Genomic DNA, 26,988 nt, shown 5'->3' on the forward strand with positions numbered 1-26,988 from the left:
CCTCACTGAACCGCGCCGGCTGGCGTGTTCAACAACACAACGGCAGCCGTCACCAGCAAATTGATCAGGGTCAGCGGCAGGCAGAAGCGCCAGCTGAAATCCATCACCTGGTCATAGCGTGGGCGCGGAATGGAAGCGCGCAGCAGGATGAACAACATGATGAAGAACGCGGTCTTCAGGAAGAACCAGAAGAACGCCAACTGCGGCAGGATGCCGAACGGACCGTGCCAGCCGCCGAAGAACAGCGTGACCAGCAGGGCCGAGATCAAGATGATGCCGATGTACTCGCCAACGAAGAACATGCCCCATTTCATGCCGGCGTATTCAATGTGGTAACCGTCGGCCAGTTCCTGCTCCGCTTCAGGCTGGTCGAACGGGTGACGGTGAGTCACGGCGACGCCGGCGATGAAGAAGGTGCAGAAGCCGAAGAACTGCGGAATGATGAACCACAGGTTCTGTGCCTGGTACTCGACGATGTCGCGCATGTTGAACGAGCCGACCTGCACCACGATGCCCATCAGCGCCAGGCCCATGAACACTTCGTAGGACACGGTCTGGGCCGAAGCCCGCAAGCTGCCTAGCAGGGCGAACTTGTTGTTGCTCGACCAACCGGCGAACAGCACCGCATAGACCGACAGGCCGGCCATGGCGAAGAAGAACAGCAAGCCGATGTTCAGGTCCGCCACGCCCCAGGTCGGGGTGATCGGGATGATCGCGAAGGCGATCAGCAAGGCGCTCATGGCCACGACCGGTGCCAGGGTGAAGATCACCTTGTCGGCAAACGGTGGGGTCCAGTCTTCCTTGAAGAACATTTTCAGCATGTCGGCGGCGATCTGGAACATGCCGAACGGGCCAACGCGGTTCGGACCGTAACGGTCCTGCCACCAGCCCAGCAGGCGACGCTCGACGAAGCTGAGCAGGGCGCCCGCGACGACCACGGCCAACAGGATCACGACAGCCTTGAGGACCGCAATGATCACGTCGATCACTTCAGGGGTGAACCAGGTCATTGCGCTGCCTCCTGCAGACCGTCAACGGTTTTGCCAAAGATCGCCGGCGGAATACCGGCGAGGCCTTTAGGCAGTGCAACCAGGCCGGCACCCAACTCATCGTTGATGCGCAGCGGCAGACGCAGGGTCTGGCCGGCCACGTTCAGGCTGAGCAGGGCACCGTCGTTGACGCCCAGGCGATCGGCTTCTGACTTGGCGACCGACACGTAGGCGGCCGGGATACGTTCCTGAACCGGCGCGGCCTTGGAAGAGTTCTCTTCGCTGCCGAACAGGTGGAAGAACGGTACGACCTGCCAGGTGCCCTGGGCCGGGTTGAACGGACGCGGTACGGCAGCGAACCAGTTCAGCGAATCACCGCTGCTTTCGATCAGGCGGGTGCCCGGGTCGCCAGCGCGGATATGACCACCGACTTCATCCTGGAACTTGTTCCAGGCCTGCGGCGAGTTCCAGCCTGGAGACCAGGCAAACGGCACTTGCTGACGCGGCTCGGCCGAACCCGAGTAACCTTCCATGGAGAAGTTGAACGCGGTATCCGGGTCTTGCGGGGTACGTGGTTCGTGCACGCTGATGTTGGCGCGCATGGCGGTACGACCGGAGTAACGCAGCGGTTCGCGGGCCAGTTTCAAGCCCTTGATGCGGAACGCGGCGGACGGCGCGGCATCGACGATACGCGCCAGTTGCGGGGTGCTTGCGGCGGTAGCGGCGGTGACGTGGTCAAGCTGGGTCCAGTCGATCGGCTGGTTCAGCAGGGTGGCGCGCAGGGCATGCAGCCAGCGCCAGCCTTCGTGAACCAGGATGCTGGCGTCCATGTACTTTGGATCGAACACCTGGAAGAAGCGCTGGGCACGGCCTTCCTGGCTGACCAGGGTGCCGTCGCCTTCAGCGAAGGTGGCGGCTGGCAGCACCAGGTCGGCGCGTTCGCTGGTAGCGGTTTTCTGGTGGTCGGCAACGATCAACACCTTGGCGGCGTTCAGCGCAGCGTCAACCTTGGCCGCATCGGTGCGGGTGTACAGGTCGTTCTCCAGCACCACGATGGCATCGGCGCTGCCGTCGATGACTGCCTGCAGGGCAGCGTCCACGGACTCGCCACCGAGCATGGCCAGGCCAAGGCTGTTGGCTTCCGGCACGACCAGGCTGATGGAACCGTTCTTGTCGCGCAGCTTCAACGCCTTGGCGATGTTGGCAGCGGCTTCGATCAGCGCCTTGGAGCCCAGCGAGGTGCCGGCAATGATCAATGGGCGCTTGGCCGCCAGCAGGGCGTCGGCGATACGCTGGGCCAGTGCAGCGGCCTCAGTGTCCAGGCCTTCGACGGCAGGCGCGCTGGCGTCGAGGGCGTGGGCCACGGCGAAACCGAGGCGGGCCAGGTCGTCCGGCGCAGCATGGACGCATTCTTCGGCGATGTCGTCGAGCTTGGTTTCAGCCAGGCTTGCGATAAACAGCGGGTTCAGCGCGTGCTGGCCGATGTTCTTCACTGCGGCGTCGAGCCAAGGCTGCACGCGCATGGCGTCGGCCATGGCTTCGGCCTTGCCTTTGACCGACTGGCGCAGGGACAGGGCGATACGCGCGGCGGTCTGGGTCAGGTCTTCACCGAGCACGAAGATCGCGTCGTGATCTTCGATGTCGCGCATGTTCGGCACCGGCAGCGGGCTGTCGTTCAGCACCTGCAGGACCAGGCGGATGCGCTCCAGCTCAGCGGCTTCGATACCGGAATAGAAATGCTCGGCGCCGACCAGTTCGCGCAACGCGTAGTTGCTCTCGAGGCTGGCGCGGGGCGAACCGATCCCGACGATGTTGCGACCGCGCAGCAGGTCGGCGGCTTTATCCAGCGCCTCGTCCAGGCTCAGCTTGGTGCCGCCGGCCAACAGTGGCTGGCGCGGACGGTCTTCGCGGTTGACGTAGCCGTAGCCGAAACGGCCACGGTCGCACAGGAAGTACTGGTTGACCGAACCGTTGAAGCGGTTTTCGATACGACGCAGTTCACCGTAGCGCTCGCCCGGGGAGATGTTGCAACCGCTGGAGCAGCCATGGCAGATGCTCGGGGCGAACTGCATGTCCCACTTACGGTTGTAGCGCTCGGAGTGGGTCTTGTCGGTGAACACACCGGTCGGGCAGACCTCGGTGAGGTTGCCGGAGAACTCGCTTTCGAGCACGCCGTCTTCAACGCGACCGAAGTACACGTTGTCGTGGGCGCCGAATACGCCCAGGTCGGTGCCGCCGGCGTAGTCCTTATAGAAGCGCACGCAACGGTAGCAGGCGATGCAGCGGTTCATTTCGTGGGAAATGAACGGGCCGAGGTCCTGGTTCTGGTGGGTACGCTTGGTGAAGCGATAACGGCGCTCGTTGTGGCCGGTCATCACCGTCATGTCTTGCAGGTGGCAGTGACCGCCTTCCTCACAGACCGGGCAGTCGTGGGGGTGGTTGGTCATCAGCCATTCGACGACGCTGGCGCGGAACGCCTTGGATTCTTCATCGTCGATGGAGATCCAGGTGTTGTCGGTGGCTGGGGTCATGCACGACATGACGATACGACCACGGGTGTCGTTCTCGTCGGTGTACTGCTTGACCGCACACTGGCGACAGGCACCGACGCTACCAAGTGCGGGGTGCCAGCAGAAATACGGAATATCGAGACCGAGTGACAGACAGGCCTGTAACAGGTTGTCCGCCCCATCGACTTCGAGCGCTTTGCCGTCTACGTGGATAGTGGCCATGGTTCAAAGTTCTTCGTTGGCCCGTTGTCAGCGGGCGTGGCTAATGGAATCTTGTTATTCATGTGCATCTACACAGCCATCAAGGCGTCAGCACATGAGAAAGCGAAGGGCACGGACCCCTCGCTTCTTTAAGCGTTACGCGCCGACTACGATCGGCTTCGCCAGAGACGGGACGGCGGCGCTGACAGGCGCGATGCCGGCTTCGAACTCCGAGCGGAAGTATTTGATTGCGCTGCCCAATGGCTCCACGGCGCCCGGTGCGTGAGCACAGAAGGTCTTGCCCGGGCCGAGGAAACCGACCAGACCCAGCAGGGTCTCGATGTCACCCTCGCGGCCTTCGCCTTTTTCCAGGGCCATCAGCAGCTTGACGCTCCACGGCAGGCCGTCGCGGCATGGGGTGCAGAAGCCACAGGATTCACGGGCAAAGAACTGCTCCATGTTGCGCAGCAGCGAGACCATGTTCACGGTGTTGTCCACCGCCATCGCCAGGCCAGTACCCATACGGGTGCCCACCTTGCCGATGCCGCCGGCATACATTTGTGCGTCGAGGTGCTCGGGCAGCAGGAAGCCGGTGCCGGCGCCGCCTGGCTGCCAGGCTTTCAAGGTGTAGCCGTCGCGCATGCCGCCGGCGTAGTCCTCGAACAGCTCGCGGGCGGTGACGCCGAAGGGCAGTTCCCACAGGCCCGGGTTCTTGACCTTGCCGGAGAAGCCCATGAGCTTGGTGCCCATGTCTTCGCTGCCTTCGCGGGCCAGGGATTTGTACCAGTCCACGCCGTCGGCGATGATCGCCGGCACGTTGCACAGGGTCTCGACGTTGTTCACGCACGTCGGCTTGCCCCACACGCCCACGGCGGCAGGGAAGGGTGGCTTGGAGCGCGGGTTGGCGCGGCGGCCTTCGAGGGAGTTGATCAGTGCGGTTTCTTCACCGCAGATATAACGCCCGGCGCCGGTGTGCACGAACAGTTCGAAATCAAAGCCTGAACCGAGGATGTTCTTGCCCAGCAGGCCGGCGGCCTTGGCTTCTTCCACGGCACGGTTGAGGTGCTTGGCGGCGGTGGTGTACTCGCCACGCAGGAAGATGTAGCCACGGTAGGTTTTCAGCGCGCGGGCGCTGATCAGCATGCCTTCGATCAGCAGATGGGGCAGTTGCTCCATCAGCATGCGGTCTTTCCAGGTGTTGGGCTCCATTTCATCCGCGTTGCACAGCAGGTAGCGGATGTTGATGGATTCGTCCTTGGGCATCAGGCCCCACTTCACGCCCGTGGGGAAGCCTGCACCACCGCGACCTTTAAGGCCGGCGTCCTTCACGGTCTGGACGATATCGTCCTGAGCCATGTCGGCGAAGGCCTTGCGCGCAGCGGCGTAGCCATTCTTGGCCTGGTACTCGTCGAACCATACCGGCTCGGCATCGTCACGCAGGCGCCAGGTCAGCGGGTGGGTCTCGGGCGAACGCTTGATCAGGTTGGCCGGGCCGAAAGATGTAAGGGTCATGGGTAGCCCTCAAGCAATTGGGTCACGCCAGCGGGCTGCACGTCACCGAATGTGTCGTCGTCGATCATCAACGCCGGCGCCTTGTCGCAGTTGCCCAGGCAGCACACCGGCAGCAGCGTGAAGCGGCCATCCGGGGTGGTCTGGCCGAGGCCGATGCCCAGCTTGTTCTGGATCTCGCTGACCACGGACTCGTGGCCACCGATGTAGCAGACCATGCTGTCGCACACGCGAATGATGTGGCGGCCCACGGGCTGGCGGAAGATCTGGCTGTAGAACGTGGCCACGCCTTCAACGTCGCTGGCAGGGATGCCGAGGATCTCGCCGATGGCGTAGAGCGCGCCGTCCGGCACCCAGCCACGTTCCTTCTGGACGATCTTCAAGGCTTCGATCGACGCCGCGCGCGGGTCTTCGTAGTGATGCAGCTCGTGCTCGATGGCCGAGCGCTCGGTTTCACTCAAGGTGAAACGGTCTGTCTGGATAAGCGTGCTGTTCATGCTTAGCGGTCCACGTCGGCCATAACGAAATCGATACTACCCAGGTACGCAATCAAGTCCGCGACCATCTCGCCTTTGATCACCGAAGGGATCTGCTGCAAGTGGGCGAAGCTCGGGGTACGGATCCGGGTGCGGTAGCTCATGGTGCCGCCATCGCTCGTCAGGTAATAACTGTTGATACCCTTGGTCGCTTCGATCATCTGGAAGGATTCGTTGGCCGGCATGACCGGGCCCCACGAAACCTGCAGGAAGTGCGTGATCAGGGTTTCGATGTGCTGCAGCGTGCGTTCTTTCGGCGGCGGCGTGGTCAGCGGGTGGTCCGCCTTGTACGGGCCTGCCGGCATGTTGCGCATGCACTGCTCGATGATCTTCAGGCTCTGGCGCATTTCTTCGACGCGCACGATGCAACGGTCGTAGGCATCGCCATTGGCCCCCAGCGGTACTTCGAATTCGAAGTTCTCGTAGCCGGAGTACGGGCGCGCTTTACGCAGGTCGAAATCGCAGCCGGTGGAACGCAGGCCCGCACCGGTGACACCCCATTCCAGGGCCTCTTTGGTGTTGTACTGGGCGACGCCGATGGTGCGGCCCTTGAGGATGCTGTTGTCCAGCGCAGCCTTTTGGTACTCGTCCAGACGCTTGGGCATCCACTCGACGAATTCCTTGACCAGGCGCTCCCAGCCGTTCGGCAGGTCGTGGGCAACACCGCCGATGCGATACCAGGCCGGGTGCAGGCGGAAACCGGTGACGGCTTCGATGACCTTGTAGGCGCGCTGGCGGTCGGTAAAGGTGAAGAACACCGGGGTCATGGCACCGACGTCCTGGATATAGGTACCCAGGAACAGCAGGTGGCTGGTGATCCGGAAGAACTCGGCCATCATGATGCGGATGGTGTCGACACGGTCCGGCACCTTGATGCCGGCCAGCTTCTCGACCGACAGCACGTACGGCAGGTTGTTCATCACGCCGCCGAGGTAGTCGATACGGTCGGTGTACGGGATGAAACTGTGCCACGACTGGCGTTCAGCCATCTTCTCGGCACCGCGGTGGTGGTAGCCGATGTCCGGCACGCAGTCGACGATTTCTTCGCCGTCCAGTTGCAGGATGATACGGAAGGCACCGTGCGCCGAAGGGTGGTTCGGGCCCAGGTTGAGGAACATGTAGTCCTCGTTGGTGCCGGAACGCTTCATGCCCCAGTCTTCCGGACGGAAGCGGGCAGCCTCTTCTTCAAGCTGTTGCTTGGCCAGGTTGAGGCTGAACGGGTCGAATTCGGTCGCGCGGGCAGGGAAGTCCTTGCGCAGCGGGTGACCTTCCCAGGTCGGCGGCATCATGATGCGCGACAGGTGCGGGTGGCCCGGGAAGTCGATGCCGAACATGTCCCAGACTTCACGCTCGTACCAGCTGGCGTTCGGCCAGATACCGGTTACGGTCGGGATGCTCAGGTCAGTTTCAGACAGCGCGACCTTGATCATCACATCGCTGTTACGTTCCAGCGACATCAGGTGGTAGAACACGGTGAAATCGGCGCCGCTCGGCAGCCCTTGGCGCTTGGTGCGCAGACGCTCGTCCACGCCATGCAGGTCATAGAGCATGACGTACGGCTTGGGCAGGTTGCGCAGGAAGGTCAGGACTTCGACGAGCTTGGCACGCGCCACCCACAGCACCGGCATGCCGGTGCGCGTGGCCTGGGCGGTGAAGGCGTCAGGGCCGAAACGGTTGTTGAGTTCGACGACCACATCCTGGTCGTCTGCCTTGTAAGGCGGGATATACAGAGCACTGCCTGTAGTCATGGTTTTTTATCGCTTTCGGTCAACGTAAAGAATGAAGCCAGGTTTTCGTTCTATAAAAGAAGCGGTGCTGGATCAGACTTCGTCAGGGCTGCGCAGGTTGGTGACTGCGATTCGCTGTTCGCGGCGCTGTTCCTTTTGAGACGGCATCTCGGCGCGATAAACGCCTTGTTCACCGACGACCCAGGACAGTGGGCGACGCTCCTTGCCGATCGATTCCTGCAATAGCATCAAGCCTTGCAGGAACGCTTCAGGGCGAGGCGGGCAGCCAGGCACGTAGACGTCCACGGGCAGGAACTTGTCCACCCCCTGGACAACGGAGTAGATGTCGTACATGCCACCGGAGTTGGCGCACGAACCCATGGAGATAACCCATTTCGGTTCGAGCATTTGCTCGTAGAGACGCTGGATGATCGGCGCCATCTTGATGAAGCAGGTGCCGGCGATAACCATGAAGTCCGCCTGGCGCGGCGATGCCCGGATAACTTCGGCGCCGAAGCGCGCGATGTCGTGGGGCGCCGTGAAGGCGGTGGTCATTTCCACGTAGCAGCACGAAAGACCGAAGTTGTACGGCCACAGGGAGTTCTTACGCCCCCAGTTGACCGCGCCACTCAGCACGTCTTCCAGCTTGCCCATGTAGATGTTTTTGTGGACTTGGTCTTCTAACGGGTCGGAAACGGTTTCCCGTTCGCCGATGGGGTACTGCTCGTTAGGAGCATCCGGGTCGATCCTGGTGAGATTGTATTGCATCGCCAAAGCCTCATTGTTTCAGCTTCGCTTGCCGCTTACGACGAGCTTCCGGAGCCCAGTCAAGGGCGCCCACTCGGAATAGGTAGACAAGGCCTGCCAACAGAATTGCTATGAAAACGAGGGCTTCGACGAATCCGGTCCAGCCGCTTTCGCGGACGGACACAGACCAGGCAAAGAGAAAGAGGGCTTCGATATCGAAGATCACGAACAGCATCGCGACCAGATAGAATTTGGCTGAGAGCCGCAAGCGGGCGCCACCTGTAGGCAGCATGCCGGACTCGAACGGTTCATTCTTGCTGCGGCCCCAGGCTTTTGACCCGAGGAGGCTGGAAACACCGAGCATGAAGGCGCAAAGGCCGACTACACCGAGGAGGAAAATGGCAAAGCCCCAGTTGTGGGCCATGAGTCCTGTCGCTTCGGTCATGCTGGAAATCCTTAACAGAGAGCAAAGGTCTCTGAGCTCGAAAAAGTAACGATGCAGTGACGATATGTCGCACTGCAATCAATCGCGGTGATTTTATGGCTAAACACCGGGCAAGTAAAATTCCGATAGCGAAATTATTCGATGGAATAAGCACATAGTGCACCTTTGTGGGGCTGTAGCCCTTGCGGGGCGGGGATTAGCCGGCTTTTCACCAATTATGTTTTGTTTTAGCTGTAAAGAAGTTCTCATGCTCTAAATGATAATGAATATTGTTTGGGTGGGTTTTAAGCGGATGTTTGTGGTGGGGGCGCAGAAGTTGCCGTTACTTGCTTGAGTGCCGCTTAGTTGCCTGAACGGATCCTTATAACCGACCAGGCTTGCGCAGATACCGCCCTGGATCAATGTTTTGCGCAAAATCCTCAGAGAGCCCGCATTCCCTGTGGGAGGGGGCTTGCTCCCGATTGCGGGGTGTCAGTCGACACTTCTGAGGCTGATCCAGCGCAATTGGGAGCAAGCCCCCTCCCACAATGTGATCTTCATGGTGTCGGGAGGGGGTGGCAGGCAAAAAAAACGCCCCGAACCAGTCGGGGCGTGATTGTTTTGCGGCATTGCGGTTAGGTCTTCCATGCGGCCGCAATGGCCGTTTGCTCGGTGCTTAGTGGAACTGCTCTTCTTCGGTCGAACCGGTCAGCGCGGTCACGGACGAGGTGCCGCCCTGGATCACGGTGGTCATGTCGTCGAAGTAGCCGGTGCCCACTTCCTGCTGGTGCGCCACGAAGGTATAGCCTTTGGCGGCGTCAGCGAACTCCTGCTCCTGCAGCTTCACGTAGGCGGTCATGTCGTTGCGGGCGTAGTCGTGCGCCAGGTTGAACATGCTGTGCCACATGTTGTGAATGCCGGCCAGGGTGATGAACTGGTGCTTGTAGCCCATGGCTGACAGTTCGCGCTGGAACTTGGCGATGGTCGCGTCGTCCAGGTTCTTCTTCCAGTTGAAAGAAGGCGAGCAGTTGTAGGACAGCAGTTGATCCGGGTATTCCTTCTTGATCGCTTCGGCGAAACGACGGGCTTCTTCCAGGTCAGGCTTGGCGGTTTCGCACCAGATCAGGTCGGCATACGGCGCATAGGCCAGGCCGCGGGCAATGGCCTGGTCGAGGCCAGCGCGTACTTTGTAGAAGCCTTCCTGGGTGCGCTCGCCAGTGACGAACGGCTTGTCGTACGGGTCGCAGTCCGAGGTCAGCAAATCGGCGGCGTTGGCATCGGTGCGCGCCAGGATGATGGTTGGCGTGCCGGCGACGTCAGCGGCCAGGCGCGCAGCGGTCAGCTTCTGCACAGCTTCCTGGGTCGGTACCAACACCTTGCCGCCCATGTGGCCGCATTTCTTCACCGAAGCCAGCTGGTCTTCGAAGTGCACGCCGGCAGCGCCGGCCTCGATCATGCTCTTCATCAGCTCGTAGGCGTTCAGTACGCCGCCGAAACCGGCTTCAGCGTCGGCCACGATCGGTGCGAAGTAGTCGATGTAGCCTTCGTCGCCCGGGTTCTTGCCGGCTTTCCACTGGATCTGGTCGGCACGACGGAACGAGTTGTTGATGCGCTTGACCACGGTCGGCACCGAGTCCACCGGGTACAGCGATTGGTCGGGGTACATGGATTCAGCGGAGTTGTTGTCCGCTGCCACTTGCCAGCCGGACAGGTAGATCGCCTGGATACCGGCTTTTACCTGTTGGACTGCCTGGCCGCCAGTGAGGGCGCCCATGCAGTTGACGAAATCTTTGTCGGGACGGAAGGAAGGCTTGGCACCTTGGGTGACCAGCTTCCACAGCTTCTCGGCGCCGAGTTTTGCAAAGGTGTGCTCAGGTTGAACCGAGCCACGCAGGCGGACGACGTCAGCAGCGGAATAAGCGCGGGTTACGCCTTTCCAGCGTGGGTTTTCAGCCCAGTCTTTTTCAAGGGCTGCAATTTGCTGTTCGCGTGTCAGTGCCATGGGGAAAAACCTCGTCGCATAGGTCTAGGTGGAAAATTCCATTTGCCAGCCACGTAGTAAGTGCGTGGTTTTGGCTGCTCGCTGACCAGAAGCTCAGGTGGTCAAGCCGGGCTTGGCGGGGAAGGCGACGGGATGAACGATTGGTTCAAGGGTGGAATTGAGCAGGTAGGGGCAAACTGCGAACGGTCTTCGGGCGTCGTGGGCCTTGGTACGATCCATCAGTGTGTAGCCGGGTTACCTGGTTGGCTTCCGTCCCTCGGGACAACTTCGTTCCAGTCGCAACCTCGTCAAACACACCTTGTGGGCGGTACAGACACGAATCGGCTCGGGTGGGTAGCTTGGAGCGGCGATCCGAAGGCCCTTGCCAGGGCCCCTGATTAGCGGGAGCGAGGCCATCATGCCCAGGCTTTTTTCGATCGTCAAATGTTTTGTAGTGCTTTTTTTAAAGCACTACATCTTTGGTCTAATACGACTCATCAGTCAGTTTCCGGTGCTTCAGTTCAGGGTGTCGACCTTGACCCGTAAAGTCAGGTCATCGCGGCCCTGGGTAGAGTAGCTGCGGGTTGTGGAGGATTTGTCGGCCTGGGTCTCGCGATTGATGCCGGCCAGGGGGATCCACTCGCCCAGGCGCCCGCTGACGGTTGTGTCGGTGCTCTGGACGTTCACTACATCGGGACGTTCCTGGCTCATGCGGTCACGGTTGGTACTGATGCTCAGGTGTACGGTCTCGCCTGTGACGCTGGCGGTGACGTAAAAGCCCTGGGTGACGTTGCGATACTGGGTCTGGTTTTGCAGGCGGCCGTAGCTGTCTTGCTGGGTGGTGGTCAGCGGAACGCTCTGACCGACCTGGATCAACGCGGGCACGCCTTCGCTCGCCTGGATCTGCTGGACACCGCCGTCGCGGCTGGCAGTGCCGTAGCTGATGATGCGAGTCTGGCTGTCGCCGGTGTTTTGCTGATTGTTTTCGTTGGTATCGACGGTGATCAGCAGGCGTTTGGCGGGCGTGTCCAATTGCGCGAGCAGTGCGCGCAGGTCCTGGATCTTGCCGGGGTCGGCCTTGACGATAAGCTGGTTACCGTAGGCGCTGACGCTGCCGTCCTTGCCGATGAAATTCTGCGCCACGGGCAGGAGGTCGGCGCTGGTGCGATTGCTCAGGTTGACGACTTCGGTGTCGGCCATGGCCGGGGCGCTGGCGGCCAGGAGGAGTGCGATGAGCAGGGTGCGTAGGGACATGTCCGTTATCTCTGCGAGTCAATTAGGCGTGATAGTGCCAGTTTGTCGGCCCGGCAGGCCGCAAATTGAATCGTAGACGGCAAAATGCCCTGGCAGGGCAGGGTATTGCTGGTGTCGCTGAAATAGCCATCGGGAGCAAGCCCCCTCCCACACTTGACCGAGTCATTCTTTGGAACGCGGTCAAAATGTGGGAGGGGGCTTGCTCCCGATGGCAGCGACTCGATCCTGAATCAGCCCTCACGCACCATATCAACATGCGGAATTCCGACTTCCAGGAATTCTTCGCTGACGATCTTGAAGCCCAGCCGCTCATAGAACGGCGCGGCATAGACCTGTGCGCTGAGGAACTGCTTGCGCTGGCCGCGTTGCTCGGCCGCACCGATCACGGCTTCCATCAGCTTGTCGCCGACTTTAAGCCCGCGCCAGTCCTTGAGCACCGATACGCGCCCGATTTCGCCGCTGGGCAGCAGGCGGGCGGTACCGATCGGAAAGTCGCCTTCGAATGCCAGGAAATGCACCGCGCCGGCGTCGTCGGCGTCCCATTCAAGCTCGGGTGGAACCGATTGTTCGGCGATAAATACCGCTTCACGAATGCGCCGAATCTCAGCGATATCCTTTTGCCAGTCCGCGACACTTACGTGAATCTTATTCATCGGCAAACCCCAGGCTTCCTTGCTTGACCAGTTCGCACAACAGGTCGCGACCGTCTTCGTCGGCGAGCCATTCGCCGAGGTTTTCGCTGTGCAGTGCGTCAGCCGAGCACACCAGCTTCAGCAGTTCGCGCAGTTTGCCCGGCAGGTAGCGGCTCTGGCCGCTGGCAAACAGCAGCACATCGTCGTCGACTTCGGACCAGGCCAGGCGCGCACTCGGGTTGCGTACCAAAATCGCACCGTCTTGAAGGGCGTTGATAAAGTCATCTTCACCCAAGTCCTCACCGGCTACCAGTTCCGGGTAGCGTGGCTCGGTCATGAACTGGCCGAACCAGGTCAGCAGCATGCGCTCGTCGCTCATGTGCTCGGCCAGCAGGCTCTTGAGGCGGTCCAGTGCGTCGCCCTGGATCTGGTGCGGGTCGCTGACCGGTTGGGCGTCGGCGTCGGTGTAGCGCTCTTCGTCAGTCAGGTACTGGCTGAGGAAGTCGGTGAAGTGGGTCAGCACTTCGGCGGCGCTCGGGGCGCGGAAGCCGACGGAGTAGGTCATGCAGTCATCTTCGGCAATGCCGAAATGCGCCAGGCGGGGTGGCAGGTAGAGCATGTCGCCCGGCTCCAGTACCCATTCGGCGCTCTCTTCGAATTCGGCGAGGATGCGCAGGTCGGCGTGTTGCAGCAGCGCGCTTTCGGAGCTGCACATCTGGCCGATCTTCCAGTTGCGCTTGCCTTGGGCTTGCAGCAGGAACACGTCGTAGTTATCGAAATGCGGGCCTACGCTGCCTCCCGGTGCGGCAAAGCTGATCATCACATCGTCGATGCGCCAGCTTGGCAGGAAACGGAATTGCTCCAGTAGCTCGGCCACTTCCGGCACGAACTGGTCCACGGCCTGCACCAGCAGGGTCCATTCGCGTTCGGGCAAGGTGCTGAAAGCATCTTCAGCGAACGGGCCGCGACGCAGTTCCCACGGGCGTTCACCGTGTTCGATCACCAGGCGCGACTCGACTTCTTCTTCCAGGGCCAGGCCGGCCAGTTCGTCGGCGTCGATCGGGCTTTCGAAATCAGGGATGGCCTGGCGGATCAGCAGCGGCTTTTTCTGCCAGTAGTCGCGCAGGAATTCCCGTGCTGTGATGCCGCCCAGAAGTTGAAGAGGGATATCAGGATTCATGTGTAACCTATTGAAAAAAAGCACTTTTCAGACTGGAATAAAAACGCCCGGCGCGGCCGGGCGTCTCAAAGGGTCTTGCTATGATCAGATGCGCTTGGCTTGCTCTACAGCGTTGCCGATGTAGTTGGCCGGAGTAAGCAGTTTCAGCTCGGCCTTGGCGGCGGCAGGCATGTCCAGGCCGTCGATGAAAGTTTGCAGCGCTTCGGGGCTGATGCCCTTGCCGCGCGTCAATTCCTTGAGCTTCTCGTAAGGGTTTTCGATGTTGTAGCGGCGCATCACGGTCTGGATCGGCTCGGCCAGGACTTCCCAGCAAGCGTCCAGGTCGGCCGCAATTTTCTGCTCGTTGAGCTCCAGCTTGCTGATGCCCTTGAGGCTGGCTTCGTACGCGATCACGCTGTGTGCGAAACCCACGCCGAGGTTGCGCAGCACGGTGGAGTCGGTCAGGTCGCGCTGCCAGCGGGAGATTGGCAACTTGCTGGCCAGGTGCTGGAACAGGGCGTTGGCGATGCCGAGGTTGCCTTCGGAGTTTTCGAAGTCGATCGGGTTGACCTTGTGCGGCATGGTCGACGAACCGATTTCACCGGCAATGGTGCGCTGCTTGAAGTAGCCCAGGGAGATGTAGCCCCAGATATCGCGATCGAAGTCGATCAGGATGGTGTTGAAGCGCGCAATGGCGTCGAACAGCTCGGCGATGTAGTCATGCGGCTCGATCTGCGTGGTGTACGGGTTGAAACCCAGGCCCAGCTCGTCTTCGATGAAGGCGCGGGCATTGGCTTCCCAGTCGATCTCAGGGTAGGCCGACAGGTGGGCGTTGTAGTTGCCTACGGCGCCGTTGATCTTGCCCAGCAACGGTACGGCCGCCACTTGAGCGATCTGGCGCTCCAGGCGGTACACCACGTTGGCCAGTTCTTTGCCCAGGGTGGTCGGCGAAGCCGGTTGGCCGTGGGTACGCGACAGCATCGGCACGTCGGCAAAGCGGATGGCCAGTTCGCGGATGGCGTTGGCGGTCTGGCGCATCAGCGGCAGCATTACGTCATCACGGCCTTCGCGCAGCATCAGGGCGTGGGACAGGTTGTTGATGTCCTCGCTGGTGCAGGCAAAGTGGATGAATTCGCTGACCTGGGCCAGTTCCGGCAGCTTGGCCGCTTGCTCTTTGAGCAAGTACTCGATGGCTTTTACGTCGTGGTTGGTGGTGCGCTCGATCTCTTTGACACGCTCGGCGTGCTCCAGGGAGAAGTTTTCCGCCAGGGTGTTCAATACAGCGTTGGCTTCGGCGGAAAACGCCGGCACTTCGCTGATGGCGGGGTGAGCGGCCAGGCGCTGGAGCCAGCGCACTTCAACCAGAACACGAGCACGGATCAAACCGTATTCGCTGAAAATCGGGCGCAGGGCCTGGGTTTTGCCGGCGTAGCGGCCGTCAACAGGGGAAACCGCAGTGAGCGAAGAGAGCTGCATGGGGTGTTCTCGGACAGTCGGGCAACGAAATGGGGCGCGTATCATACATGAAAAAATCCGCCGGTCCGTCGCCAACTGACCGGCGTATTACGCGTAATGCTTCAAAACTGGGGTTGCTGCGACTTATTCGTTGCGCATCAACGGGTAAAGCTCTTTGAGCAATTTGCGCCGGCTGATCACCAATTGCCAACGATGACCACCCAATTGGCGCCACAGCCGCGCCGAACGAATACCGGCCAGGAGCAGGGCGCGGATCTTCGAGGCGTTGTTCGGTTGCTGCAGGTTGCGCATGTCGCCGTGCACCTGGATGCGCTGACGCAATGTGCTCAAGGTGTCCTGGTACAGCGCGCCACAGGCCGCGATCACGTTTTCGTGGGCCGGGCCGAAGTGTTCCACCTGGGACTGGATCTGCGGCAAGCGTTTGCCGATGGTTTCCAGCATGTCGTCGCGCTTGGCCAACTGGCGCTCCAGGCCCAGCATCGACAGGGCGTAGCGCAGCGGTTCGCGTTGCAGGGTGCTGGGGTCGCGTTCCAGGGCGCCGATCAGTGCGCGATAACCTTCACGCAGCGCCAGGTCATCGCCGCCGTAGACCTCCAGGGTATCCTTGGGGTCGCGGATCAGCAGGCTGCCAAGCATGCAGGTCAGCCCGGCCTCGGTGACCTGGCCGGTCTTGGCGATCTTGTCCACCAGTACCGCGGCGAGGAAAACCCCGCCCAGTGCCGTCAATTGCTCCTGGGTCGGGCTCATGCCGGGCTGCTCCACGCTTCGGCGACTTCAATCACGCCACCGCCCAGGCAGATTTCACCGTCATAGAAGACGACGGACTGGCCGGGAGTGACTGCGCGCTGCGGGTCATCGAAGATGGCGCGATAGCCGTTGGCGGTTTTTTCCAGGGTGCAGGGCTGGTCGCTCTGGCGATAGCGCACCTTGGCCGTCAGGCGGCGCGGGGTGCTCAGGTCGATCGGGTTGACCCAGTAGATCTCGGAGGCCAGCAAGGCGCCGGAGAACAGCAGCGGGTGCTCATTGCCCTGGCCAACGATCAGTTCGTTGTGTTCCAGGTCCTTGACCAGCACGTACCACGGCTCTTCCCCGGCGTCTTTCAAGCCGCCAATGCCCAGGCCCTGGCGCTGGCCGATGGTGTGGTACATCAGGCCGTGGTGGCGGCCGATCACTTCACCGTCGGTGGTCTTGATCTCGCCCGGTTGCGCGGGCAGGTATTGCTTGAGGAAGTCGCTGAAGCGGCGCTCGCCAATAAAGCAGATGCCGGTGGAGTCCTTCTTCTTGGCAGTGGCCAGGCCGTGTTTCTCGGCGATCTTGCGCACTTCTGGTTTTTCCAGTTCGCCCACCGGGAACAGGGTCTTGGCGATCTGTTCACCGCCGACGGCGTGCAGGAAGTAGCTCTGGTCCTTGTTCGGGTCCAGGCCCTTGAGCAGTTCGGTGCGGCCATCGATATCGCGGCGGCGCACGTAGTGGCCAGTGGCGATCAGGTCGGCGCCGAGCATCATGGCGTAGTCGAGGAACGCCTTGAACTTGATTTCACGGTTGCACAGGATGTCCGGGTTCGGCGTGCGGCCGGCCTTGTATTCGGCCAGGAAGTGCTCGAACACGTTGTCCCAGTACTCGGCGGCGAAGTTGGCGGTGTGCAGCTTGATGCCGATCTTGTCGCACACGGCCTGGGCGTCCGCCAGGTCGTCCATGGCGGTGCAATATTCCGTGCCATCGTCTTCTTCCCAGTTCTTCATGAACAGGCCTTCCACCTCATAACCCTGCTCCATGAGCAGAACGGCGGAAACGGAAGAGTCCACGCCGCCGGACATGCCGACGATGACGCGCTTCTTTGGTGTGTCAGAAGGGGCTGGATCACGCATAGGGTTTCAACGGGTGTCTTGAAAAAGGACGCGATTCTAACAGGCTAGCGCGCGCAAGGCTAAAGGGAAGGGCGGATCAATTCGAGACTGTGGCGCTGTCCGGCCAGATAATCATCGATGCAGCGGATGATCAACTCGCTGCGCCAGTCGTCGCGCAAGGCCATCAGCTCGTCGCGGGTCAGCCAGCGGGCGCGGATGATGCCATCGTCGAGTGAATAGTCCGGGTGATGTTTGAGTGCCTTGGCGATGAAGCAGACCCGTTGATAGGTCACGCCATTGCTGGGGGCGGTATACAGGTAGATCCCGACAATACCGGTGGCTTCGACGTCCCAGCCGGTTTCTTCGAGGGTTTCGCGGACGGCGGCCTCGGTCAGGCTCTCATGCGGGTCGAGGTGGCCGGCGGGCTGGTTGAGTACGGCGCGGCCGCCTTTGAGCTCTTCGACCATGAGGAAGCGGCCGTTGTCTTCGACGATGGTGGCGACGGTGATGTGGGGTTGCCAGGTCATGGGAGGCCTCTCGATTCAGAGTGGGAGGGGGCAAGCCCCCTCCCACACAGAGATTGTGTTTCTTCAGTTAAACGCTGGAAACAGAAACCCCGGCACGGGGCCGGGGCTTCTTTGCATCCTTACAACCTTACTTCAACTTGGCAATCGCCGCGTTGAGGGTGTTGCTTGGGCGCATGGCTTTGCTGGTCAGTTCCGGGTTCGGCGCGTAGTAGCCGCCGATATCCACTGGCTTGCCCTGTACTGCGTTGAGCTCGGCAACGATGGTTGCTTCGTTCTCGGCCAGGGTTTTTGCCAGTTCGCCGAATTGCGCTTGCAGTGCAGCGTCTTCGGTCTGGGCGGCCAGGGCTTGTGCCCAGTACAGCGCCAGGTAGAAGTGGCTGCCACGGTTGTCGATGTTGCCGACTTTGCGTGATGGCGACTTGTTGTTGTCGAGGAACTGGCCGGTGGCCTGGTCCAGGGTCTTGGACAATACCAGGGCTTTCGGGTTGTTGTAGGTCACACCCAAATGCTCAAGCGAGGCGGCCAGGGCCAGGAATTCGCCCAGGGAGTCCCAGCGCAGGAAGTTTTCTTCCAGCAGTTGCTGCACGTGTTTTGGTGCCGAGCCGCCGGCGCCGGTTTCGAACAGGCCACCGCCATTCATCAACGGCACGATCGACAGCATCTTGGCGCTGGTGCCCAGTTCCATGATCGGGAACAGGTCGGTCAGGTAGTCGCGCAGTACGTTGCCGGTCACCGAGATGGTGTCCAGGCCCTTGCGGGTACGCTCCAGGGTGAACTTCATCGCGTCGACCGGCGACATGATGCGGATGTCCAGGCCTTCGGTGTTGTGGTCTTTCAGGTAAGCCTGAACTTTCTCGACCACGACGCCGTCGTGTGCACGCTTGGGGTCCAGCCAGAAGATTGCCGGGGTATTGCTGGCACGGGCGCGGTTAACGGCGAGCTTGACCCAATCCTGGATCGGCGCGTCTTTGGTCTGGCACATGCGGAAGATATCGCCGGCCTCGACTTTCTGTTCCATCAGCAGGTTGCCCTTGCTGTCGGTGACGCGAACCACGCCGTCAGCCTTGATCTGGAAGGTCTTGTCGTGGGAGCCGTACTCTTCGGCTTTATTCGCCATCAGGCCAACGTTCGGCACGCTGCCCATGGTGGTCGGGTCGAAGGCGCCATTGGCCTTGCAGTCTTCGATGACGGCCTGGTAGATGGTGGCGTAGCAGCGATCCGGGATCACTGCCTTGGTGTCGTGCAGTTGACCGTCGGTGCCCCACATCTTGCCGGAGTCGCGGATCATGGCCGGCATCGAGGCGTCGACGATCACGTCGCTTGGTACGTGCAGGTTGGTGATGCCTTTGTCGGAGTTGACCATCGCCAGGGAAGGGCGAGCGGCGTAGACCGCCTGAATGTCCGCTTCGATCTGGGCTTGCTGGTCGGCCGGCAGGGTCTTGATGCGGGCGTACAGGTCGCCGATGCCGTTGTTCAGGTTGAAGCCGATCTGCTCGAGCACGGTGGCGTGCTTGGCCAGGGCGTCTTTATAGAACTCGGCAACGATCTGGCCGAACATGATCGGGTCGGAGACCTTCATCATGGTGGCTTTGAGGTGAACCGACAGCAGCACGCCTTGTTTCTTGGCATCTTCGATCTCGGCGGCGATGAACGAGCGCAGGGCGCTTTTGCTCATCACGGCGGTGTCGATGATCTCGCCGGCTTGCACATTGGTCTTTTCTTTCAGGACGGTGGTGGTGCCGTCTTGGGCAACCAGCGCGATTTTGACGGCGTCAGCGGCCTCGATCTGTACGGCTTTTTCGCTGCCGTAGAAGTCGCCGTTGCTCATGTGCGCAACGTGGGACTTGGAGTCGGCAGCCCAGGCGCCCATTTTGTGCGGGTGCTTGCGTGCGTAGTTCTTGACCGACAGGGGTGCGCGGCGATCGGAGTTGCCTTCGCGCAGGACCGGGTTCACGGCGCTGCCCTTGACCTTGTCGTAACGTGCGCGGGTTTCTTTTTCCGCGTCGGTGGTTACGGTTTCCGGGTAGTCCGGCAGGGCATAGCCCTGGGCCTGCAGTTCCTTGATCGCGGCTTGCAGCTGCGGGGTCGAGGCGCTGATGTTAGGCAGCTTGATGATGTTGGCTTCAGGCGTAACGGCCAGGGCGCCCAGCTCGGCGAGGTGGTCCGGGACGGCCTTGGTGCCCAGTTGCTCGGGGAAGCTTGCCAGGATGCGCGCGGCCAGGGAGATGTCGCGGGTTTCCACGGCAATATCAGCGGAAGCGGTGAAGGCCTCTACGATAGGCAGCAGTGAATAGGTGGCGAGGGCAGGGGCTTCGTCGGTGAAGGTGTAGATGATCTTCGAGCGGGTGGGCATATTCGGATTAACTCTCTTCTTTGCTGAAAGCGTGCGCAGAAACTCGAGATGCGCCGGGTGGAGCGCGTTCGTTCAAAGCCATCCATGAGCGAAATGTCGAGGTTTCTTCGCGGTGATGTTGGGTTGCATCAGTCGAGCGTCAAGCGGGTGGACTATTGTAATAGTCCTGCTTTGCGAGCCGAGGGCACCTGTTCCAGAGCGGTCGGCTGTCGTGACTCTTGGGTCAGCGGCGGCATTATACATAGGTCGCTATGCTTACGCCGAGCCTTCATACAAAAGGTGTGTCGTCCATTGGTCTAAAGGTCGCAGGTACCGCGTTGCGACCTAAGTTGCATGATGTGCTCAAGATTGGCGATTTTGCCTTTTGTTTCAAGCTTGTAGGCGACTAAATATGCTGTTTTCGATGCAAATGAGCGTGGCGTGAGGTTTCAGTCGTCATTTATCTGGAGTAGGCTCGAACGCAGCCAGATGTTCAATCCAAAGATGGAGTTCAGCATGGGATACAAGAAGATTCAGGTTCCGGCAGCCGGCGACAAAATCACCGTCAATGCAGACCATTCTCTCAATGTTCCTGATAACCCGATCATCCCCTACATCGAAGGCGACGGCATTGGTGTCGATATCAGCCCGGTGATGATCAAGGTTGTCGATGCAGCTGTTCAAAAGGCGTACGGCGGCAAGCGCAAAATCTCCTGGATGGAGGTTTATGCCGGCGAAAAAGCAACTCAAGTCTACGACCAGGACACCTGGCTGCCCCAGGAAACCCTGGATGCAGTCAGGGATTACGTGGTGTCCATCAAAGGCCCGCTCACCACGCCGGTCGGTGGCGGTATCCGTTCGTTGAACGTGGCCCTGCGTCAGCAACTTGACCTCTATGTATGCCTGCGTCCGGTGCGCTGGTTTGAGGGTGTGCCGAGCCCGGTCAAGAAGCCGGGGGATGTGGACATGACCATCTTCCGCGAAAACTCCGAAGACATTTACGCGGGGATCGAGTGGAAAGCCGGTTCGCCGGAAGCGATCAAGGTGATCAAGTTCCTGAAGGAAGAAATGGGCGTCACCAAGATCCGTTTCGATCAGGATTGCGGGATTGGCGTCAAGCCGGTCTCCAGGGAAGGCACTCGGCGCCTGGCGCGCAAGGCCCTGCAATATGTGGTGGATAACGACCGCGATTCGCTGACCATCGTGCACAAAGGCAACATCATGAAATTCACTGAGGGTGCCTTCAAGGAGTGGGCCTACGAAGTGGCGGCTGAAGAATTCGGCGCGACCTTGCTGGATGGCGGTCCCTGGATGCAGTTCAAGAACCCCAAGACCGGCAAGAATGTGGTGGTCAAGGATGCCATTGCCGACGCCATGCTCCAGCAGATCCTGTTGCGCCCGGCTGAATATGACGTGATCGCCACGCTCAACCTGAACGGCGACTACCTCTCCGACGCCTTGGCGGCCGAAGTGGGCGGTATTGGCATTGCCCCGGGGGCCAACCTGTCCGACACCGTGGCGATGTTCGAGGCGACCCACGGTACGGCGCCCAAGTATGCGGGCAAGGACCAGGTCAACCCAGGCTCGCTGATCCTCTCGGCAGAGATGATGCTGCGCCACATGGGCTGGACCGAGGCGGCTGACCTGATCATCAAGGGCACCAACGGCGCCATTTCCGCGAAGACTGTGACCTACGACTTCGAACGGCTGATGGACGGCGCAAAACTCGTATCGTCATCGGGTTTTGGTGAGGCGCTGATTTCGCATATGTAAGAGGAGGTAAAAAAACGGCCACTCCAAATTGATTGGGGTGGCCGTTTTTTATCGCTGCTCACACGCTCGTGGTCGTTCAGACCGTTAATTTTTTTTCTTTTTGAGCGGTGGGGGTGGCGGTTTTTGTGCTGGCGTCAGCCGCAACTGCACAGATGTTCACGGCGTGCAGTCCTTTCGGTCCCTGAATGATGTCAAAGCTCACCGCTTGGCCCGCTTTCAGTGTTTTATAACCATCCATTTTAATTGCCGAATAATGCGCAAAAAGGTCTTCTCCGTCCTTGTCGTCTTCATTGATGAAGCCGAAACCCTTGGCATTGTTGAACCACTTGACCTTACCGCTAGTCATGCCCATATCCCTCTGCACCAGACTCCATCACTGGAGTATCATCCAGTTTATCCGTCCTAACCCGAATAAATAAGGTTGACTGCGCGGACCTTTTTTACCCAATGTGGGTTCTATTGGTTGTATCACCGATTTTCCGATAGTCAAGGCGACCAATCGGTCAGAGTTGAAATTCTGGCAGGGCGCCCCCACCACTGTATTTGAACCACTGACGAACCTTTCTTTCCATGCATGCAAATAGCCAGATTCGACTAACATTCAATCAGGATCGCCCGGATCAGGAACATGACGAGGACGGCTCTGCAGGCATTGCTGTTCAGGAGGCCAAGCCTGCTCTACAGGCGCCGCCCATGTACAAGGTGGTTTTGTTTAATGATGACTACACACCGATGGATTTCGTCGTCGAAGTGCTCGAGGTGTTTTTTAACCTGAACCGCGAGTTGGCGACCAAGGTAATGCTGGCCGTTCACACAGAAGGACGGGCAGTATGTGGAGTGTTTACCCGCGACATCGCCGAGACAAAGGCCATGCAGGTCAACCAGTACGCCAGGGAAAGCCAGCATCCGCTACTCTGTGAAATCGAGAAGGACGGTTAACGCCGACCACTTGGGTATGAGGTGAAGCTATGTTAAACCGCGAGCTCGAAGTCACCCTCAATCTTGCCTTCAAGGAGGCTCGCTCGAAACGTCATGAGTTCATGACCGTCGAGCACCTGCTGCTGGCACTTTTGGATAATGAAGCTGCCGCCACCGTTCTGCGTGCGTGCGGCGCCAACCTCGACAAACTCAAGCATGACCTGCAGGAGTTTATCGACTCCACCACGCCACTGATCCCCGTGCATGACGAGGACCGTGAAACCCAGCCGACCCTGGGCTTTCAGCGGGTATTGCAGCGTGCTGTTTTCCACGTACAGAGCTCCGGTAAGCGTGAAGTCACAGGCGCCAATGTGCTTGTGGCGATTTTCAGCGAACAGGAAAGCCAGGCAGTGTTCCTGCTCAAGCAGCAGAGCGTTGCCCGTATTGATGTCGTCAACTACATCGCCCACGGTATCTCCAAAGTGCCTGGGCACGGCGATCATTCCGAAGGTGAGCAGGATATGCAGGACGACGAGGGCGGTGAGTCTTCTTCTTCAAGCAACCCGCTGGATGCCTATGCCAGCAACCTCAATGAGCTGGCGCGCCAGGGGCGGATCGATCCGCTGGTGGGGCGTGAGCTGGAGGTTGAGCGTGTAGCGCAGATCCTTGCGCGTCGTCGCAAGAACAATCCGTTGCTGGTCGGCGAGGCCGGCGTGGGTAAAACCGCGATTGCCGAAGGCCTGGCCAAGCGCATCGTCGATAACCAGGTGCCTGACCTGCTGGCCAACAGCGTCGTCTACTCCCTGGACCTGGGTGCATTGCTCGCCGGGACCAAATACCGTGGCGACTTCGAGAAGCGTTTCAAGGCGCTGCTCGGCGAACTGAAAAAACGCCCGCAGGCAATCCTGTTCATTGATGAAATCCACACCATCATTGGTGCCGGTGCGGCATCCGGTGGCGTGATGGATGCGTCCAACCTGCTCAAGCCGTTGCTCTCGTCGGGTGATATCCGTTGCATCGGCTCGACGACGTTCCAGGAATTTCGCGGCATCTTCGAAAAAGACCGCGCGCTCGCACGCCGCTTCCAGAAAGTTGACGTGTCCGAGCCGTCGGTTGAAGACACCATCGGCATTCTGCGCGGCCTCAAGGGGCGTTTCGAGGCGCACCACGGCATCGAGTACACCGATGAGGCGCTGCGTTCGGCGGCTGAGCTGGCGTCGCGCTATATCAACGACCGGCACATGCCCGACAAGGCTATCGATGTGATCGACGAAGCGGGGGCCTTCCAGCGCCTGCAGCCGGTCGAGAAACGTGTGAAACGCATCGACGTGCCTCAGGTTGAGGATATCGTGGCGAAAATCGCACGGATTCCGCCAAAACACGTCACCAGCTCCGATAAAGAGCTGCTGCGTAACCTGGAGCGCGACCTCAAGCTGACGGTGTTCGGTCAGGATGCGGCCATTGACTCGTTGTCCACGGCGATCAAGCTGTCCCGTGCGGGGCTCAAGTCACCGGACAAACCTGTCGGTTCGTTCCTGTTCGCCGGCCCTACCGGCGTCGGCAAGACCGAAGCGGCGCGGCAGTTGGCCAAGGCCATGGGCATTGAGCTGGTGCGTTTCGACATGTCCGAATACATGGAGCGTCACACTGTGTCGCGCCTGATCGGCGCGCCTCCGGGCTATGTCGGTTTCGACCAGGGCGGCCTGTTGACTGAGGCAATCACCAAGCAGCCGCATTGCGTGTTGCTGCTCGACGAAATCGAGAAGGCCCACCCGGAAGTCTTCAACCTGCTGTTGCAGGTCATGGATCACGGGACCCTGACCGACAACAACGGGCGCAAGGCGGACTTCCGCAATGTGATTGTGATCATGACCACCAACGCCGGTGCCGAAACGGCTGCGCGGGCTTCGATCGGTTTCAGCCATCAGGATCATTCTTCCGATGCCATGGAAGTGATCAAGAAGAGCTTTACACCGGAGTTCCGCAACCGTCTGGACACCATTATCCAGTTTGGTCGCCTCAGCCATGAGGTCATCAAGAGTGTGGTGGACAAGTTCCTCACCGAGCTTCAGGCGCAGCTGGAAGACAAGCGCGTGCAGCTGGATGTTACGGACGCGGCGCGCAATTGGCTGGCCGAAGGTGGCTACGACGCGGCAATGGGTGCTCGCCCAATGGCTCGTCTGATCCAGGACAAGATCAAGCGGCCGTTGGCTGAAGAAATCCTGTTCGGCGAATTGTCCGACCATGGTGGCGTGGTGCATATCGATCTGAAGGACGGCGAATTGACCTTCGAGTTCGAAACCACGGCTGAAATGGCCTGACAGTTTACTGCAGCAGCGCAAAAGCACCTTGTGCGAGGGGGCTTGCTCCCGATAGCGGTGGTTCAGCAACAGATTGGTTGCCTGGTCCATTGTTATCGGGAGCAAGCCCCCTCCCACATGGGTTTTGTGATCTCGGCAAAACTCTATGCAAACAAAAACGCCCGGCATAACCGGGCGTTTTGTATTGACTAGCTTAGCGAGCGCGGTAAGTGATGCGCCCTTTGCTCAAGTCATAGGGCGTCAGCTCGACGCGCACTTTGTCACCGGTAAGAATACGAATGTAGTTCTTGCGCATCTTGCCGGAGATATGCGCGGTTACGACGTGCCCATTTTCCAACTCCACGCGAAACATGGTGTTGGGCAGGGTGTCGACGACAGTGCCTTCCATTTCGAAGCTGTCTTCTTTCGACATGCAGTAAAGCCCTCGGTGTCCAGTGAATGGCCCGGTGCAACTGCGCCAGGCAAAAGCGGCGTGCATTGTGCCCGAAAAAGGGTGTTCCCGCCAAGGGGTTCTAGTTAAGCGTGACCCATCTTTGATTAATCAGCAGCTCAATCGGCCGATATTGGGTCTTATAATTCATCTTTTTGCAGTTTTTTATCCAGTACCCGAGGTACACCGCCTCCAGTTCCAGGCGCAAGGCTTCGCCGATTTGCCACAGGATCGCGAAGCGCCCCAGGCTGCGGCGATCTTCGTCTGGCTCATAGAAGGTGTAGACCGCCGACAGGCCATTGGGCAGCAGATCGGTTACGGCCACGGCCAGCAGGCGGCCATCCAGGCGGAATTCATAAAAGCGCGAGAAGGGCAGGTCGCGCACCAGGAACGTGGAAAATTGATCGCGGCTGGGCGGAAACATGTCGCCATCGGCGTGGCGTTGCTCGATGTAGCGCTGGTAAAGGTCGAAATATTCTTCGGTATACCGTGGCGTGGTGGCCTTTACCGACAGGTCGGCATTGCGCTTGAGGATGCGCTTCTGATTGCGGTCGGGTAAAAACTGCGCAACCGGGATGCGCGCCGGTACGCAAGCATTGCAGTTCTGGCAATGAGGTCGGTACAGGTGGTCGCCGCTGCGTCGAAAGCCCATTTCCGATAAATCGGCGTACACATGCACATCCATGGGCTGGCTGGGGTCGAGGAACAGCGTGGTGGCCTGCTCATCGGGCAGATAGCTGCAAGAGTGGGCTTGAGTGGCATAAAACTTCAAGCGTGCCAGCTCGGTCATGATCAACCCTCGGGATAAGCTTTGAAATAAGTGTAAGCCAGGTGCGAGGAAGTCGCCTAGGAAACCCACGGGCCAGTGCTGGGTTGATCCAGATGGTTGCGCAGGAAGGCTGCAAATTCGCTGCGCGGTATGGCACGGGCGCCCAGGCTGTGCAGGTGGTTGTTGGGCATCTGGCAGTCGATCAGTACAAAACCCCAGGCCTGCAATTGCCGGGTGAGTGTTGCAAAGCCGACTTTCGAAGCGTTATCGGCGCGGCTGAACATGGATTCGCCGAAGAACAGTTGGCCCATGGCCAGGCCGTACAGGCCACCGACCAGTTTGCCGTCGTCCCATACCTCTACCGAATGCGCGATCCCGCGCTGGTGCAGCGCCAGGTAGGCGCTTTGTATGCTATCTGTGATCCAGGTGCCGTCGGCGTAGACTCGGGGCGCTGCGCAGGCCTGGATGACGGCTGCGAAGTCCTGGTCGAAGGTCACGCTGTAGCGCTGTTGGCGCAGCAGCTTTTCGAGGCTGCGAGAAACATGCAGCTCGTCAGGGAATATGACCGTGCGCGGATCCGGTGACCACCAGAGGATCGGCTGGCCTTCCGAGAACCAGGGGAAGCACCCGTGGCGATAAGCCTGGATCAGCCGTTCGGCCGACAGGTCGCCACCGGCGGCCAGCAGGCCATTGGGTTCGCGCATGGCCTTGGCCAGCGGCGGAAATGTGAGGGAGTCGCGTTGCAACCAGGTCAGCATGGCATCCAGGCTTACGGTAGGGGAGGGGAGTGGCAGGTCGGGCGCCTGCCGCGCAAGGGGGATTATTATCGACGCAGCGCTGCGGGGCCAGCCCGAATCCGGCGTTGGCGTGGTTTGGCGTACGCGGGTGTTTCTGCAACTCTGTGCGTGAGGTGTGGTCGTAATCGG

Annotated in this window: 23 protein-coding genes; 3 read left to right on the forward strand and 20 right to left on the reverse strand. The window is 60.1% G+C overall.

Annotated features, from left to right (window positions below; genetic code table 11):
• Positions 1–2: 2 nt before the first annotated feature.
• The 16 genes from nuoH to MJP36_RS13820 form a co-directional block, all read right to left on the reverse strand.
• Entirely contained in the window at positions 3–1,010 is a 1,008-nt protein-coding gene (gene nuoH / locus MJP36_RS13745; RefSeq protein WP_060755669.1) for an NADH-quinone oxidoreductase subunit NuoH, read from the reverse strand.
• Positions 1,007–3,721, reverse strand: coding sequence for an NADH-quinone oxidoreductase subunit NuoG (nuoG, locus tag MJP36_RS13750; RefSeq protein ID WP_244385567.1), 2,715 nt, complete (start codon positions 3,719–3,721; stop codon positions 1,007–1,009). Before nuoG ends, nuoH begins: the two co-directional genes overlap by 4 nt.
• 135 nt (positions 3,722–3,856) lie before the next feature.
• A complete protein-coding gene (gene nuoF, locus MJP36_RS13755; RefSeq protein ID WP_161549661.1) occupies positions 3,857–5,212 on the reverse strand; it encodes an NADH-quinone oxidoreductase subunit NuoF in 1,356 nt (451 codons plus the stop codon).
• Positions 5,209–5,706, reverse strand: coding sequence for an NADH-quinone oxidoreductase subunit NuoE (nuoE, locus tag MJP36_RS13760; RefSeq protein ID WP_003174721.1), 498 nt, complete (start codon positions 5,704–5,706; stop codon positions 5,209–5,211). Before nuoE ends, nuoF begins: the two co-directional genes overlap by 4 nt.
• A gap of 2 nt (positions 5,707–5,708) precedes the next feature.
• A complete protein-coding gene (gene nuoC / locus MJP36_RS13765; protein WP_060755666.1) occupies positions 5,709–7,493 on the reverse strand; it encodes an NADH-quinone oxidoreductase subunit C/D in 1,785 nt (594 codons plus the stop codon).
• A 72-nt stretch (positions 7,494–7,565) separates the two neighbouring features.
• Entirely contained in the window at positions 7,566–8,240 is a 675-nt protein-coding gene (locus MJP36_RS13770; protein ID WP_060755665.1) for a NuoB/complex I 20 kDa subunit family protein, read from the reverse strand.
• A gap of 10 nt (positions 8,241–8,250) precedes the next feature.
• Positions 8,251–8,664 carry an NADH-quinone oxidoreductase subunit A gene (locus tag MJP36_RS13775; protein WP_003219575.1) on the reverse strand — a complete coding sequence of 138 codons (414 nt, stop codon included), beginning with the start codon at positions 8,662–8,664 and terminating at the stop codon, positions 8,251–8,253.
• Between the two features lie 655 nt (positions 8,665–9,319).
• Positions 9,320–10,645, reverse strand: coding sequence for an isocitrate lyase (aceA, locus tag MJP36_RS13780; RefSeq protein WP_060755664.1), 1,326 nt, complete (start codon positions 10,643–10,645; stop codon positions 9,320–9,322).
• A gap of 495 nt (positions 10,646–11,140) precedes the next feature.
• The gene (locus tag MJP36_RS13785; protein ID WP_244385568.1) at positions 11,141–11,878 is read right to left on the reverse strand and encodes a secretin N-terminal domain-containing protein; all 738 of its coding nucleotides are present in this window, start codon (positions 11,876–11,878) and stop codon (positions 11,141–11,143) included.
• Positions 11,879–12,108: 230 nt separating this feature from the next.
• Complete coding sequence (locus MJP36_RS13790; RefSeq protein WP_060755662.1) at positions 12,109–12,531, reverse strand: GNAT family N-acetyltransferase; 423 nt, start codon at positions 12,529–12,531, stop codon at positions 12,109–12,111.
• On the reverse strand, positions 12,524–13,690 hold the full coding sequence (locus MJP36_RS13795; RefSeq protein WP_060755661.1) for a ribosomal protein uL16 3-hydroxylase: 1,167 nt from the start codon (positions 13,688–13,690) through the stop codon (positions 12,524–12,526). The genes MJP36_RS13790 and MJP36_RS13795 overlap by 8 nt, the downstream gene beginning before the upstream one ends.
• Before the next feature lie 84 nt (positions 13,691–13,774).
• The gene (gene purB / locus MJP36_RS13800) at positions 13,775–15,145 is read right to left on the reverse strand and encodes an adenylosuccinate lyase (RefSeq protein WP_010209589.1); all 1,371 of its coding nucleotides are present in this window, start codon (positions 15,143–15,145) and stop codon (positions 13,775–13,777) included.
• Between the two features lie 123 nt (positions 15,146–15,268).
• Positions 15,269–15,892, reverse strand: a complete 624-nt coding sequence (hflD, locus tag MJP36_RS13805) for a high frequency lysogenization protein HflD (RefSeq protein ID WP_046068637.1) — start codon at positions 15,890–15,892, stop codon at positions 15,269–15,271.
• Positions 15,889–17,013, reverse strand: a complete 1,125-nt coding sequence (gene mnmA / locus MJP36_RS13810; RefSeq protein WP_104994142.1) for a tRNA 2-thiouridine(34) synthase MnmA — start codon at positions 17,011–17,013, stop codon at positions 15,889–15,891. The genes hflD and mnmA overlap by 4 nt, the downstream gene beginning before the upstream one ends.
• A gap of 59 nt (positions 17,014–17,072) precedes the next feature.
• Positions 17,073–17,519 (reverse strand): NUDIX hydrolase, encoded by a 447-nt coding sequence (locus MJP36_RS13815; RefSeq protein WP_060755659.1) that lies wholly within the window; start codon positions 17,517–17,519, stop codon positions 17,073–17,075.
• Between the two features lie 127 nt (positions 17,520–17,646).
• On the reverse strand, positions 17,647–19,872 hold the full coding sequence (locus MJP36_RS13820; RefSeq protein ID WP_060755658.1) for an NADP-dependent isocitrate dehydrogenase: 2,226 nt from the start codon (positions 19,870–19,872) through the stop codon (positions 17,647–17,649).
• 495 nt (positions 19,873–20,367) lie between these two features.
• On the opposite strand from MJP36_RS13820, the gene icd reads away from it, so the two are divergent.
• The gene (gene icd, locus MJP36_RS13825; protein WP_244385569.1) at positions 20,368–21,624 is read left to right on the forward strand and encodes an NADP-dependent isocitrate dehydrogenase; all 1,257 of its coding nucleotides are present in this window, start codon (positions 20,368–20,370) and stop codon (positions 21,622–21,624) included.
• A 76-nt stretch (positions 21,625–21,700) separates the two neighbouring features.
• On the opposite strand, the gene cspD is transcribed toward icd, so the two are convergent.
• Complete coding sequence (cspD, locus tag MJP36_RS13830) at positions 21,701–21,970, reverse strand: cold shock domain-containing protein CspD (RefSeq protein WP_145977759.1); 270 nt, start codon at positions 21,968–21,970, stop codon at positions 21,701–21,703.
• A 224-nt stretch (positions 21,971–22,194) separates the two neighbouring features.
• Here cspD and clpS point away from each other — a divergent pair, with 224 nt between their 5' ends.
• Positions 22,195–22,563 (forward strand): ATP-dependent Clp protease adapter ClpS, encoded by a 369-nt coding sequence (clpS, locus tag MJP36_RS13835; protein WP_060755656.1) that lies wholly within the window; start codon positions 22,195–22,197, stop codon positions 22,561–22,563.
• A gap of 29 nt (positions 22,564–22,592) precedes the next feature.
• Positions 22,593–24,863 carry an ATP-dependent Clp protease ATP-binding subunit ClpA gene (gene clpA, locus MJP36_RS13840; protein ID WP_060755655.1) on the forward strand — a complete coding sequence of 757 codons (2,271 nt, stop codon included), beginning with the start codon at positions 22,593–22,595 and terminating at the stop codon, positions 24,861–24,863.
• Between the two features lie 193 nt (positions 24,864–25,056).
• Here the strand turns inward: clpA and infA are convergent, their stop codons facing one another.
• The 3 genes from infA to aat form a co-directional block, all read right to left on the reverse strand.
• A complete protein-coding gene (infA, locus tag MJP36_RS13845) occupies positions 25,057–25,275 on the reverse strand; it encodes a translation initiation factor IF-1 (RefSeq protein WP_002553999.1) in 219 nt (72 codons plus the stop codon).
• A 100-nt stretch (positions 25,276–25,375) separates the two neighbouring features.
• Positions 25,376–26,083: an arginyltransferase gene (locus tag MJP36_RS13850; RefSeq protein ID WP_060755654.1), complete on the reverse strand. Its 708-nt coding sequence runs from the start codon at positions 26,081–26,083 to the stop codon at positions 25,376–25,378.
• A 56-nt stretch (positions 26,084–26,139) separates the two neighbouring features.
• The gene (gene aat / locus MJP36_RS13855) at positions 26,140–26,820 is read right to left on the reverse strand and encodes a leucyl/phenylalanyl-tRNA--protein transferase (protein ID WP_244385570.1); all 681 of its coding nucleotides are present in this window, start codon (positions 26,818–26,820) and stop codon (positions 26,140–26,142) included.
• Positions 26,821–26,988: the final 168 nt, after the last annotated feature.

It is taken from the genome of Pseudomonas palleroniana (assembly GCF_022836895.1).
GTDB lineage: Bacteria > Pseudomonadota > Gammaproteobacteria > Pseudomonadales > Pseudomonadaceae > Aquipseudomonas > Aquipseudomonas palleroniana.